Genomic DNA, 13152 nt, shown 5'->3' on the forward strand with positions numbered 1-13152 from the left:
CTCAGAACTGGAAGTAGATGAACGGGGCTACGCCCGTCGGGCCAAGCACGTCGATTGCTACGAGGGACAGTCCCACCACAGCCCCCTGGCTGGCCCAGCCCAAGCTGGCGAAGCCGTCGCGGAGCTGTTCGAACCAGTCCGACGGCATGAACTGGAAGGCCAGCGCCCCGAAGGTGACGGCGATGACGAGCGGCGTCGCAGTACCGGCGTAGTTGCCGAAGCTGACGACGGCGCCGAGCATCTCCATCGCCGCCGACAGCGACTCGGACCGGAAGAACACCCACGCCAAGCACACAACATGGAACGTGACGAGCCAGCGCACCGTCTCGCCGATGCCCGACGGCAGCAGCGGACTCATGCCGGTGCGCTCGCGATGCTCCCGAAGAAGCCGCTCGACCGCCAGCACCACACCGTGGATGCCGCCCCAGATCACGAAGTTCCAAGTGCTGCCGTGCCACAGACCGCCGAGCAGCATGACGATCATGAGATTGCGGTAGGTGTTGGCCCGACCCAGCCGGTTTCCTCCCAGCGGCACGTACAGGTAGTCGCGCAGCCAGCGCGACAGCGTCATGTGCCAGCGTCGCCAGAAGTCCTGCAGCGTGAGGGCCCGGTACGGGTTGTCGAAGTTCTGCGGGAAGCGGAAGCCGAGCAGCAGGGCCACGCCGATCGCGATGTCGGTGTAGCCAGAGAAATCCGCGTATATCTGGACGGCATAGGCGTAGACAGCCAGCACCACCTCCAGCCCGCTGTGCGCCGAAGGATCGGCGAAGACGCCGTCCACGATCTCGCTCGCCAAGAAGCTCGAGATCACCACCTTCTTGAACAGCCCGCTGAGGATCAAGCCGAACGCCTCCGCCGCGGGCACGTAGCGAGGGTCGGGTCGGGCGGCGAGCTGCGGGGCCATCTCCGCGGCCCGCACGATAGGACCCGCCACGAGCTGGGGGAAGAACGACAGGTAGACCGCAAAATCCATCGGCGCCATCTCGCGGATGCGACCCCGGCCGATGTCGATGATGTAGCTCATCGCCTGAAACGTGTAGAAGGAGATGCCGACCGGCAGCGTGTACTCCAGCACCGGCAGGGCGCCCGAAACGCCGAAGCTCTCGAGCAGGTTCGACATCTCGACGGCGAAGAAGTCCCAGTACTTGAAGACGCCGAGGATGCCGAGATTGGCGGTCACACCGAGCCGGATCCACCACCTTCTGCGCTTTGCGCCGCTGACGGCTGCCGCATCAGATTCGCGCAGCGATGCTGCGGCATAGTGCCCCACGACCCAGTTGATGATGATGGTCGCCAGCAGCAGGAAGACGAAGCGCCAGCTCCACCAGCCGTAGAACACGATGCTGGCGGCCAGCATCAGCGGCTTCCACAGCGTCGGATGCGGCCGGGTGAGCCAGTTCACGACGAAGACGACGACGAAGAACGCTCCGAAGACGAACGTCGGGAACAACATGCCGGGCCGAACATACTGGCGCTCCTATTGCCCAGCGGGGCGAGAGGCTGAGCCGCTGGGCCCGAGCGGCCCGCGAGCGAAGCGAGCTAGAGCGGAATGCACAGGGCGAAGCCGTGGCCCGAGCGGCCCGTGAGCGACAGCGAACATGAGCGGCAAACGAGAGGCTGAGATGGACAGCGGTGAGTGACGACATGACGACTCCCGCACTGCTGCTCGACTCCTGGCTAGACGTCGACCCGAACCCCTCCACCCGTCAAGCCATCGAGGCCGGGCGCCATCGCCCCGAATGGGTGGAGGCACACTTCGGGAGCGTGCTGCGCTTCGGCACCGCGGGGATGCGCGCGGCTGCCGGCCCTGGGCCAGCATGCATGAACCGCGTGATGGCCCGCGTCGCAGCCCGAGCGGTCGGCACTGAACTGATTGCCAGCGGCCTCGGCGGCCGTGGTGCGGTCGTCGGGTTCGACGCCAGGCCGGGCTCAGCAGATATGGCAATCGACGTCGCCCGGTTGCTGGCGGGTATGGGGATCCCCACGGCGATCATCGACGGACCTGCGCCGACGCCCCTGCTGGCCCGCCAGATGCTCGCCCGTTCGGCCGGCGCCGGCTTGATGATCACCGCCAGCCACAACCACCGCGACGACAACGGCCTCAAGGTGTACTGGGTCGACGGCACCCAGATCCGGCCGCCGATCGACCAGCGCATCGAGGCACGCATGGACCTCTCGTCGCTCCCGAGCGACAGCGATCTGGCCACCCGGCATGAGGTCGAGAGCCTCGACGTGCGGTCGGTGATCGCCGAATACGTCGGTGCTGCGGTGCGCCGTCCCGTCTTCGACACGAACGGTCGACCGGTCGATCCGATCGACGTGCCGCCGATCATCTACACGGCTCTGTGCGGAGTCGGCGCCGAGACGCTGGGCCATGCCTTTGCCGCCGCCGGCCTGCCGCCCCCGAACTACGTCGAGCACCAGCGACGTCCCGACGGGTCGTTTCCGGGGCTGCCCTTCCCCAATCCCGAGGAGCCCGGCACGCTCGACGACGCCATGTCACTTGCTGCTGATCAGGGAGTCGATCTTGTCCTTGCCAACGATCCCGATGCGGATCGACTGGCGGTGGCGGTTCGAGATCAGTCCGGCTCGTGGCACCGTCTGAGCGGCGACGAGCTCGGCGTGCTGTTGTGCGACTGGCTCAGCGACCTGCCGGGTGAGCATCGGGCTGCGCAACCGCTCACCTCGGCATCGTCGGTGGTGTCGGGACGCATGGTGGAGGCCCTGTGCGCCTCCCGAGGTGTCGCACACCACCGCACCCTGACCGGGTTCAAGTGGATCATGGAACCGCGCCTCGCTCGCCCCGACGCCGGCTGGCTGTTCGGCTACGAGGAGGCGTTGGGCTACTCGGTCACCGATGCCGTGCTGGACAAGGACGGCATCACGGCTGCAGTGGAATTCACGCGGATGGCTGGAGCCTTGGCTGCTCGCGGCATCGGCCCCCTGGAGCGACTGGATGAGCTGGCCGCCGAGGTCGGACTGCATGTCACCGGCGCAGCGTCGGTGCGTGCCGGCTCGCCCGAGATCACGGCCGTCATGGCGGCTTTGCGGGCTGATCCTCCCCGAACTATCGGCGGCTATCCCGTCAGGAAGTTCACCGACTGGCTCGAGACCGCAACGTCTCATCCCGCCGACCTCGTCGAGCTCGAACTTGGGGCACTGGCAGCCGACTACGGCAACGATGACGTCGACGCCCAGGTGCGCGTCTGCATCCGACCGAGCGGCACCGAACCCAAAGCGAAGATCTACCTTGAAGCTGTCGCGCAGAATCCCGGTGACATTCCGGCCGAACGTCGCCGGCTGCGATCGCTGCTCGACGCTATTGCTGCCGACGTCAGCGCCTGGTTCGAGAACGCTTAGAGCAAGTCGGCGGCCAGCTCGTCGAGCGGCACCGCGGGGCGCGTGCCCACATGGGAGATGACCTCGGCCGCAGCGAGCGAGCCGAGTCGCCCGCACTGCTCCAAGTCGCAGCCCTTGGCGAGGCCGTACAGCACACCGGCTGCGTACAAGTCGCCCGCCCCCGTGCGATCGACGACTTCATCGACCGGTTCGACGGGCACCTCCACGACCTCGTCAGGAGTCACGAAGACGGCACCGGCCGCCGACAGCGTGACCGATGCGATGTCGACGCGTCCTTGCACTGCGGCGAGGGCCTCGTCGAGGTCGTCGGTCTGGTGAAGGGCCTTCAGCTCGGCTGCGTTGGCGAACAGGATGTTGGTGCAGCGCTCGACCATGTCGACGAACTCGCGACGATGGCGCTTCACGCATAATGAGTCCGAGAGGCTGAGCGCGACCTGGCAGTCGTTGCCGGGCGCGGCGCAGTGCTCCGCGACCTCACGCAGTGCAGCCCGGGCGGCCGTGGGATCCCACAGATAGCCCTCGAGCAGCACGGTGCGGGCACGGCCCACCATGTCCCAGTCCACATCGGCAGGGGCGAAGCCGGCGGACGCTCCCAGGTACGTGTTCATCGTGCGCTCGCCATCGGGCGTGATGACCACCGTGCAACGTCCGGTCGGGTCGTCACGCGGCGCTCTCGCGGTGGCCTGGGTGACGCCGTGGGCAGCCATGTCAGCCACGAACAGGTCGCCGAGTCCGTCGGCGCACACCCGTCCCATATAGCCGGCACGAGCGCCGAGCGCGGCGATGCCGAGCATCGTGTTGGCGACCGAGCCGCCGGGCGTCATCTCGTCGGCGCCGCCGAGCAACTCCACCATCGCGGCAAGCTCGGTCGCTCGCCGGGTGTCCACCAGCGTCATTGCGCCCTTGACGATGCCGAGTCGCTCGACGACGGCGTCATCGGCTCGCAGCAGGACATCCACCATCGCATTCCCGATGCCGACCACATCAAGCGCATCTGCACGGCCAGAGGCATCGGGCGCATTCCCGATGCCGACCACATCAAGCGCATCTGCACGGCCAGAGGCATCGGGCGCATTCCCGATGCCGACCACATCAAGCGCATCTGCACGGCCAGAGGCATCGGGCGCATTCCCGATGCCGACCGCGTCAAGCTGCTCCCCCGATTCCACGCCCGTGGGCTTAGCACCTCGACCTGCCCACTCGCACGATCTGCCTCCACCGCCGAGGCGTCGGTAGTGTGCGCGCCGTGACGTTCCTGCCTGATGGCCCGCCCGGTGCCAATCCCTACCGGCTGCCCCGAGATGTGCTGCCGGCCCGATACGACATCGTCATCGAGCCCGACCTCGACGCTGCACGGTTTGTCGGAAAGGTCGTGATCTCGGCGGCGGTGCAGGCGCCCGTCGACAGCGTCACCCTCAACGCTGCGGAGCTCGACTGCTCATCGGCAACCCTGCAACAGGGCGACAGGGTCGTCGAGGCCGGCGTCTCGTTCGACGCCGATACCGAGCGCATGACGCTGCAGCCGATCGACGGCAGCCAGCTCGAACCCGGCGACATCCAGATCTCGTGCGCATTCGCAGGCATGCTGAACGACCAGCTCCGGGGCTTCTACCGATCCACGTTTGTCGACGAGACAGGAGCGACCCGCACGGTCGCCACGACCCAGTTCGAATCCACCAACGCCCGGCGGGCGTTTCCCTGCTTCGACGAGCCGGATCTCAAGGCCGTTTTCGGCGTCACGATGATCGTGCCCGCCGACCTGCTGGCAGTCAGCTGCGGCGAGGTGTCGTCGTCGGAGATCCTGGCTGACGGCCGGCGGCGCGACACGTTCGCCGACACCATGCTGATGTCCACCTATCTCATGGCTTTCGTCGTCGGTGATCTCGAGGCAACCGAGCCAGTCGATGTGGGCGGCGTGCCGCTGCGGATCGTCCACGTACGCGGCAAATCGAACCTGACGGAGTTCGGACTGGAAGCCGGGGCCTTCGCGCTCGCGTGGCTGATCGACTACTACGGCATCTCCTACCCGGGCACCAAGGTGGACCTCATCGCCGTGCCGGACTTCGCGTTCGGTGCGATGGAGAACATGGGCGCCATCACCTTCCGCGAGACGCTGCTGCTGGCCGACCCGCAGAAGGCCACGACCGCAGAGCTGCTGCGGATCGTCGACGTCGTGGCGCACGAACTGGCCCACATGTGGTTCGGCAACCTCGTCACGATGGACTGGTGGAACGGCATCTGGCTGAAAGAAGCATTCGCCACGTTCATGCAGGTGGCGACCACTGATGCATTCCGGCCGGAATGGAAGCGCTGGGACGAGTTCTCGATCGAACGGGGCGCCGCGTTCGACGTCGACGCCCTGAGCACCACCCGTCCGGTCGAGTACGAGGTGATCTCGCCCGCTGACGCCGAGGGCATGTACGACGTGCTGACCTACGAGAAGGGCGCGGCGGTGGTGCGCATGCTCGAGCAGTACCTCGGCGCGGACCGGTTCGCGGCAGGCGTGCAGCACTACCTCGAACGCCACAGCTACGCCAACACCACCACGACCGACCTGTGGGACGCTCTCGAGTCGTCCAGCGGCGAGCCGGTGCGATCAGTCATGGACGGCTGGATCTTCAAGGGCGGCTACCCGATCGTGTCCGTCGAGCGGCACCCCGACGGACTCACCATATCCCAGCAGCGATTCGTCTATAGCAACAATGCCGGGAGTGCCCAAGGCGCAGTGTCGGGCGGCGACTCGCTGTGGAGCGTGCCGGTCATGATTCGCGCTCATCTCGGTGACGGCACCACCGTCGAACAGCGGTTGCTGCTCTCGGGCACCTCGACCGTGGTCAACTTGGGCGGGCCGGTGGAGTGGGCTGTCGTCAACTCGGGCGGGCACGGCTACTACCGGGTGCGCTACGGCGGCGATCTGCTCGGGGCAGTGGCACGACAGGCCCTCGAGGTGCTCGCTCCCATCGAGCGATACGGACTGGTGGACGACACCTACGCAGCCGTCGTGGCCGGCGACGCAAGTGCAGCCGAGTTCATCGAGCTCGTCACCGACTTGGGACTCGAGACGGACCTGCACGTGTGGCAGCGGATGATCTGGGGTCTCAAGGGACTGCACGCCATCGCCGAAGCGCCGGGGCAGGCCGCGCTGGAGGTGCTGATCCGGGACGTGGCGACGACTGCACTGGGAGTGCTGGGATTCGAGCCCCAACCGGGCGAGCCGGACCTCGACCGGGAACTGCGCGGGGTGCTCTTCGAGGCCGCAGGCGGCCGGGGGCGTGACGAGCTGGTACGGACTCGCGCGCGGGAGATCTTCAAGACCTCCATCGGCAGCAGCGCCGCCATCGAGCCGAACCTGGCGGCCGCTGCCTTACAGGTCGTTGCAGCAGCCGGCGACCAGACCGACTACGAGCGAATGCTTGACCTGTACCGCTCGGCCGACACGCCGCAGAGCGAACTGAGGTATCTGCAGGCGCTCCTGCTGTTCTCCCAGCGCGATCTGTTCGCCCGCACGCTCGAGTTGTTCGCCACCGAGGTGCGCACGCAGAACGCGCCGTACCTGCTGGGCGCTGCGATGACGCATCTGAACTGTGGTCCGGTGGCGTGGGAGTTCGTCCGGGATCAGTGGGACGAGCTGACCAGCCGCTTCCCGCAGAACTCCATCTCCCGCATGGTGGGCGGGATACGCGGCCTGCACACCCGTGAGCTCGCTACCGAGGTCGAGACATTCTTCGCCGAGCACGAAGTGCCGCAAGGCGCGCTCACCGTGGCCCAGCACATCGAGAAGATGTGGGTCAACGTCCGGCTGCGCGAGCGCGAGAGCGCCCGCATCGGCTGATGTTCGGCCGGCCACCTCGGCGGCCGATGCGGCCAGGCGACGAGGTGTGGCTGTCCGTGCGAGCGCTCGCTGCCGCTGCAGCCTTGCTGGCCGTGGTCATCTACTGGGCGGTGGTCATCGTCGACTGACATCCCAACCTGGCCGTCTCAGTCGCCTGCGGGTCCTGATCGCTTCGCTTCAACCCGCTTGCCGGGGGCAGGCGGCACCGCCGGCAGCGCCCCTCGAGCCTCGGCCCGTGACTCGTCGGCCCAGCGCAGCATCATCGCGATGATCGCTCCCCACACGATCGGGATTCCGCCCAGCTTCATGATGAGTCCGGCCATCTGCTGATCGGTGGCTGCGTCAAGCCCGTAGAAACGCGGCGCCAACTCGTAGGTGGCGTAGAGGGGAAAGCCGGCAAAGGTCAAGAACCCGGCCGGTACAGCGGGCACCACGCCGAGTGCCAAGAACAGGTACACCATCTTTCCGGGGTAGGCGCGCAGCCTGTGCTCGATCAGCGGGGAGCAGATCGGCAGCCACACGACCACCCCGGAGGTCAGCCACACCACGTCCATCACGAACGAGCCGAACTGATTCGCCCGCAGCGTGTCGGTCGCCCACGGCGAGTGGGTCGCCACCAGGCAGCCGTTGAACGCGAGGCCTGCGCAGACAGGATGGGTGAGCCGGGTCATGAAGCGGTACAGGCGCAGCTTCGCCAGGATCCGGCGGGCCATCGGCTCGGGCGTTCCCAGCACCAGCAGCGGTGCCGCCACCAGCGTGTAGAGCATGAACTGTGCCATGTGCGCGGAGGCCAAGTAGCCGGCGCCGAGGACGCCCAGCGGCCAGTCCGAGGCCAGCCAGAACGCCATCACCCCGGCCCCGAAGAACCACGTCTGCCGCCGCCACAACGCGACGGTTGCTTCCTCCAGCGGCAGAGCGTGAGTCCGCCGGATGCGGTGTCGGGCGAACACGTACGGCACGGCGATGGCCGCCGTCGCTGCCCACACCCCTGGGTAGGCGCGCCACGCCCACGTCCAGGGCTCTTGCAGCGCTGAGCACCAGAACCGCATGACTACAAGCCTGCCTCAGCCGGAGCATCGGGTTCGATGCCCGCCAGGATCGGCAAGTCGTGGTCGAACTCCGATTGCCGGGTGGGATACGGATACTGCGCGTAGCCGTAGCCGTTGGGGGCGAACGCAAAGACACGGCCGTCGTGGGCCATGTCGTAAGCGCCGTGGTCGTGCGTCATGGCCCCCTCGCCGTCGTCGTGGACATGCTCTGTGGTGGCGGTCTCAGGAAAGATCTTGATCGACGCCAGCGATCCGAGCGCATTCTGCAGGTCGGTCAGCTGCTCTTCGCTGCGGGGGACGAGGCCGACGAAGTCCGTGCTGAATTGGTCGAGATAAGAGCGCAAAACCTCGGGCGTGTCCCGATCTGGGTCGACGGTCACCGCGAGCACAGCCACGTTGCCGGGCGCACCCGGCCGTGCGAGCACGCTGGCGAGCTGCGCCAGTTGCACCCCGCAGATGTCGGGGCAGTTCGTGAAGAGCTGGTACACCAGCCGCACTTTCCCCTGCGTGTCGGCCGCGAGATGGACGTCGTTGCCGGACGTGTCCGCAAGCGCCATCTGGGGGATCTGCCGCAGCTGTGAGGGTGCCACGGCGAGACCTTCATAGCGCGACTCGGCCTCGTCCGCAGAGGCGCAGGCGACCGCCGCGACCGCAGCCACCAGCAGGCACACGATGATCCGGCTCAGATTCGAGGGATTTCCGATCCGCCGGAACGCCACCGCACGATCCGCAAAGCTCGCCGTGGAGGTGAGGGGAATCGAACCCCTGGCCTCTTCGATGCGACCGAAGCGCTCTACCAACTGAGCTACACCCCCGTAACGGGCGGGGGCCGAATATACCTGCGGCTCTGGCGGGACCCGTCTGGGGCCGCTGAGCGCCGGGCTTCCTCCGGCGTCAGGTCTATTCGTTCGCCGTACGGCGAACCATCTTCACCGTCGAGGGAGCGGACTGGTCTCGCAGCGGCAGGTAGTGAACCTCAGCCGTCGGCGCCGCACGGCGACGGCGCACCACCAATGCGGCGTAGGCGGTCGTGAATCCGAGCATGCACACGAAGGCGCCGAGCGCCCACAAAGATCCGGTAGCCAGCGTCCCGGCCAAGGTCACCAGCATGCACAGCACGAGCAGCGATCCGATGTCGCGACGACGGACTGCTGCCTGATGCGGTGTGGCGGGCATCGTCGTGGACGGGCCGGCCCAACGCCGCCCTGGGCCAGGCTGCGATGCGTCGGAGTCCTTGACGCGGTGTCGCTGCGAGAGGCGGGCAGCAGCGGGCACCGACCGGCCGAGCGAGTCGAGCTGCTGGCGGAATTGATCGACCGATGAGGTCACTCGGCGTCTCGGTTGAAACAGTCGCGCGACATCGGGCGTCAAGACGACAATCCATGCAATCGCCAACAGCACCAAGACCAGTTGTGTCACGCAATACCTGCCTCGCTGGCTGGCCTGCCCACACAGAGTGCCATCCTACGCGCTTCATAACGCGCATTAGCTCCGCGCACGCAGAGTCGGAGACTAGTGGTATGTCTGAGGTTTGCTCGCGGGGTGCCATCCGCTGTTTGCGCAGATCAGATGACCAGCGCACCGCGCAACGAAACCCGCGACGCACCACTGGCTTTCCAAGCTCATCCAAGCCACTGCTCGATCGTTCTTGTGGCCGTTCTGATCGGGCCCAAGCTTCGCTGATGCTCGGAAGTTGCTCCCCGTTTTGCACGCTGCAGCAAGCGATCAACAGCTCCAGCCGGGGAGTGTCCTCCCGGGGCGTGTCTCAATCTTCGGCCAATTCTGACCGCCGATACGTGCCTGACTTGCCGCCCGTCTTCTCCCACAGGACCAAGTCGCCGATGACCATGGAACGGTCTGCCGACTTGCACATGTCGTAGATGGTCAGTGCAGCGACCGAACAGGCGGTCATCGCCTCCATCTCCACGCCGGTGCGATCCACCGTCTCGACCTGCGCCTCGATCTCGATCCAAGTGTCGGCTATCTCGAAGTTCACAAAAACCGAGCCGACCAGCAGCGGGTGGCACAGCGGAATGAGGTCCGGCGTGCGCTTGGCGGCCTGTATGCCCGCTACCCGGGCAACGGCGATCACATCGCCCTTCGCAATAGCGCCGCGGGCGACCAGCAAGGCCGTGTCGGCCGCCATGTGCACTCGGCACCGGGCAATCGCCCGCCGATGCGTGGGTTCCTTCGGCGTTACATCCACCATGCGCGCACGGCCGAGCGGATCGAGGTGAGTAAATGGAGACTCGGTCACAACCTCAACTTCCGCTGTGTCTCATGAATCGGTGGCTTTCAGCAGCCCCTGTGCCTGATGGATCGGCGACCATTAGCCACCCCTGTATCTGATGGATCGGCGACCATTAGCCACCCCTGTATCTGATGGATCGGCGACCATTAGCCACCCCCTGTATCTGATGGATCGGCGGCTTTCAGCCACCGATCTGGCTCATTGTTCGCTTGGGCTTGATGAAGTTGACCTGGCCGATTGAATGGCCTGCCCACTTGGTGCCAACCGCATCTCGGATTGCCGATGCGAGCCGGTCGTCGAGCTCGGGGCCGACGGCGCCGCTGCGGAGGATCTTGCGCATGTCGAACTCGTCGAGCGCAAACAGGCACGTGCGGAATTGGCCCTCGGCCGTCAGACGCACCCGGTCGCAGTTGTCGCAGAACGGCTTGGTGACGCTCGCGATGACACCGACATGTCCGCCGCCGTCGAGGTAGCGGTAACGCTCGGCAGGCTCGTGGGCACGCAGCACGGACTCGGTCGGGAATACCGCCGAGATCGTCGCCAGGATCTCGCCGGCGGGCACCACCACCGCTGAGGTCCAGACGTCTCCGGCCTCGAGCGGCATGAACTCGATGAAGCGGACCTCGATGTCGCGCTCCCGCCCGAACCGGGCGAAGTCGATGACCTCGTCGTCGTTGATGCCGCGCATCATGACCGTGTTGATCTTCACCGGGGCGAGCCCAGCATCGATGGCTGCGTCGATGCCGTCGAGCACGCGATCCAGCTCATCCCGACGGGTCAGTTCCAAGAAGCGGTCCCGCTGCAACGAGTCGAGGCTGATGTTGATTCGTGACAGTCCCGCGTCCGCCAGCGGTTTGGCGTGCATGCGCAAGGTGGCACCGTTGGTCGTCAATGCCACATCGACACCCAACGCGGCGAGGCGTTGCACCAACTGGGGCAGGTGCGCCCGCACCAAGGGTTCGCCTCCGGTCAGCCGGATGCTCTCGAAGCCGAAGCGCTCTACGCAGACCTTGGCGAAACGCTCGATCTCCTCGAAGCTGAGGATCTCCGAACGGGGCAGCCACGTCATGCCCTCCGCAGGCATGCAGTACTGGCAGCGGAAATTGCACCGATCGGTGACGGAGATGCGCAGATCACCCACGATCCTGCCAAACGGATCGACGAGATCCGCCGGTCGCGCTTGCGCTACGGCACCCGCTGCACCATTCATCGATGTGAGCGTACCCAGTGCCCGATGACAGATTCTTCAGTGCATGCGCGGATTTGCGGAACTTTCCATCGCGGCACCAGCTTCTTCCCGCTGTTGTTCGCTCCGCTCACGAGCCACTCGGGCCACGGCTTCGCCCTGTGCCTCCCGCTCTAGCTCCCGATCTCGATTCACTGCGGGTTCGCGGGCCGCTCGGACCCGGGACTCTGCCTCTGAACACCTGAAGAACTTCAGTCCAGCAGGAGCACGTCGACCTTGTCGTCGGCGTGAATCCCGGTCCCGTCAGGCACGACCGCCAGCGCATTCGACTTCGCCATGGCCCACAGCATGTGCGAACCCTGCCCGCCGGCTGAACGCACCTCGATCCGGCCGCCCACCGGCGTCGCCAGCACTCGCATGAAATGCGTCTTGCCGTCGGGACGCCGGGGCAGGTCTTCTGCGGCGAATGCCAGATTCGTGAGCCGGATCGGCTCCCGATGGCCCATCATCGAGCGCAGGCCGGGGCGGGCGAAAAGCTCGAAGGACACCATCGAGGACACCGGGTTGCCGGGCAGCCCGAACACCGGCACGTCACCCACCGTGCCGAACGCCAGCGGCTTGGCCGGCTTGATGGCAACTTGCATCCACCTCATGTCGCCGATGCGATCGAGCACTGCCTTCACGTAGTCGAAGTCGCCCATGCTGACGCCCCCGGAGGTAACGATCGCATCGCACGTCTCGACCCCGGTTCGCAATGCAGCCTCAATCTCGGCCGGGTCGTCGGGCACCAAGCCGAGATCGATCGGCGTCACATCCGCCCGATGTGCGAGCGCCAGCAACGTCCGGCGATTGGAGTCGCGAATCTGGCCCGGTTGCAGTGGACTGCCGTCGTCGACCAGCTCATCGCCGGTCGACATCACCCCGACTCGCGGGCGCCCGAACACTTCGACATCGGTCATGCCGAGGCTGCACAGCACACCGAGGCGGCCTGCGGTGAGCTCTGTCCCGGCCGGGAACACGTTGTCGCCGGCGTGCAGATCGTCGCCGACAGGGCGGACGTGATTGTCCGCAGGGACGCTGACCTCGACCCGGACGACTTCGGGGTCGGCGGACGGTGCTGAGATGACTTCGGTGCGTTCGACCATGACGACGGCGTCGGCGCCGGGCGGGATCGTTGCGCCGGTCATGATGCGGCTTGCCTCGCCGGGGCCCACGGTGACCCGCGGTGCGTGGCCTGCCGGAATCGTCTCGACGACACGCAGCTCGCAGGGGGCGTCCGTCACATCGGCAGACCGCACCGCGAAGCCGTCCATCGCCGTGTTTGCGAACTGGGGAATGCTCTCCGATGCGATGATCTCGCTGGCCGTCACCAAACCCAGTGCGTCAGCGACCGGCACACGCACCGGCTTGGGCGCTTTGCATCGGTCCAAGACGTAGGTGCGGGCAGTCTCGAGCGGCAGCACAGGGAGCAATG

At 66.5% G+C, this 13152-nt stretch carries 10 protein-coding genes and 1 tRNA gene; 2 read left to right on the top strand and 9 right to left on the bottom strand.

What is annotated here, in order from left to right; all coding sequences use genetic code 11:
• Window position 1: 1 nt before the first annotated feature.
• On the bottom strand, window positions 2-1453 hold the full coding sequence (locus ACOGXQ_RS14020; protein ID WP_419944247.1) for an MBOAT family O-acyltransferase: 1452 nt from the start codon (window positions 1451-1453) through the stop codon (window positions 2-4).
• Between the two features lie 191 nt (window positions 1454-1644).
• On the opposite strand from ACOGXQ_RS14020, the gene ACOGXQ_RS14025 reads away from it, so the two are divergent.
• A complete protein-coding gene (locus ACOGXQ_RS14025) occupies window positions 1645-3360 on the top strand; it encodes a phospho-sugar mutase (RefSeq protein WP_419944248.1) in 1716 nt (571 codons plus the stop codon).
• Here ACOGXQ_RS14025 and ACOGXQ_RS14030 read toward each other — a convergent pair.
• Window positions 3357-4529, bottom strand: coding sequence for an adenosine kinase (locus ACOGXQ_RS14030; RefSeq protein WP_419944249.1), 1173 nt, complete (start codon window positions 4527-4529; stop codon window positions 3357-3359). The two genes, ACOGXQ_RS14025 and ACOGXQ_RS14030, sit on opposite strands and share 4 nt — an antisense overlap.
• A 77-nt stretch (window positions 4530-4606) precedes the next feature.
• Between ACOGXQ_RS14030 and ACOGXQ_RS14035 the strand changes: the two genes are divergently transcribed.
• Complete coding sequence (locus tag ACOGXQ_RS14035) at window positions 4607-7192, top strand: M1 family metallopeptidase (RefSeq protein WP_419944250.1); 2586 nt, start codon at window positions 4607-4609, stop codon at window positions 7190-7192.
• Between the two features lie 146 nt (window positions 7193-7338).
• Here ACOGXQ_RS14035 and ACOGXQ_RS14040 read toward each other — a convergent pair whose 3' ends face one another.
• The 7 genes from ACOGXQ_RS14040 to glp all read right to left on the bottom strand — a co-directional run bounded on the left by ACOGXQ_RS14040 (window position 7339) and on the right by glp (window position 13141).
• Window positions 7339-8241, bottom strand: a complete 903-nt coding sequence (locus tag ACOGXQ_RS14040; RefSeq protein ID WP_419944251.1) for a cytochrome c oxidase assembly protein — start codon at window positions 8239-8241, stop codon at window positions 7339-7341.
• A 2-nt stretch (window positions 8242-8243) separates the two neighbouring features.
• Window positions 8244-8960 carry an SCO family protein gene (locus tag ACOGXQ_RS14045; RefSeq protein WP_419944252.1) on the bottom strand — a complete coding sequence of 239 codons (717 nt, stop codon included), beginning with the start codon at window positions 8958-8960 and terminating at the stop codon, window positions 8244-8246.
• 23 nt (window positions 8961-8983) lie between these two features.
• Window positions 8984-9056 (bottom strand) — tRNA-Ala (locus ACOGXQ_RS14050).
• Window positions 9057-9141: 85 nt separating this feature from the next.
• Window positions 9142-9660, bottom strand: a complete 519-nt coding sequence (locus ACOGXQ_RS14055; protein ID WP_419944253.1) for a hypothetical protein — start codon at window positions 9658-9660, stop codon at window positions 9142-9144.
• Between the two features lie 346 nt (window positions 9661-10006).
• On the bottom strand, window positions 10007-10450 hold the full coding sequence (gene moaC, locus ACOGXQ_RS14060; protein WP_419947405.1) for a cyclic pyranopterin monophosphate synthase MoaC: 444 nt from the start codon (window positions 10448-10450) through the stop codon (window positions 10007-10009).
• A 223-nt stretch (window positions 10451-10673) separates the two neighbouring features.
• Window positions 10674-11702 (bottom strand): GTP 3',8-cyclase MoaA, encoded by a 1029-nt coding sequence (gene moaA / locus ACOGXQ_RS14065; RefSeq protein ID WP_419944254.1) that lies wholly within the window; start codon window positions 11700-11702, stop codon window positions 10674-10676.
• A gap of 227 nt (window positions 11703-11929) precedes the next feature.
• Window positions 11930-13141, bottom strand: coding sequence for a gephyrin-like molybdotransferase Glp (gene glp / locus ACOGXQ_RS14070; RefSeq protein WP_419944255.1), 1212 nt, complete (start codon window positions 13139-13141; stop codon window positions 11930-11932).
• Between the last annotated feature and the right edge of the window lie 11 nt (window positions 13142-13152).

This window comes from Candidatus Poriferisodalis sp., from assembly GCF_965208485.1.
Taxonomy (GTDB): Bacteria; Actinomycetota; Acidimicrobiia; order Acidimicrobiales; family Poriferisodalaceae; genus Poriferisodalis.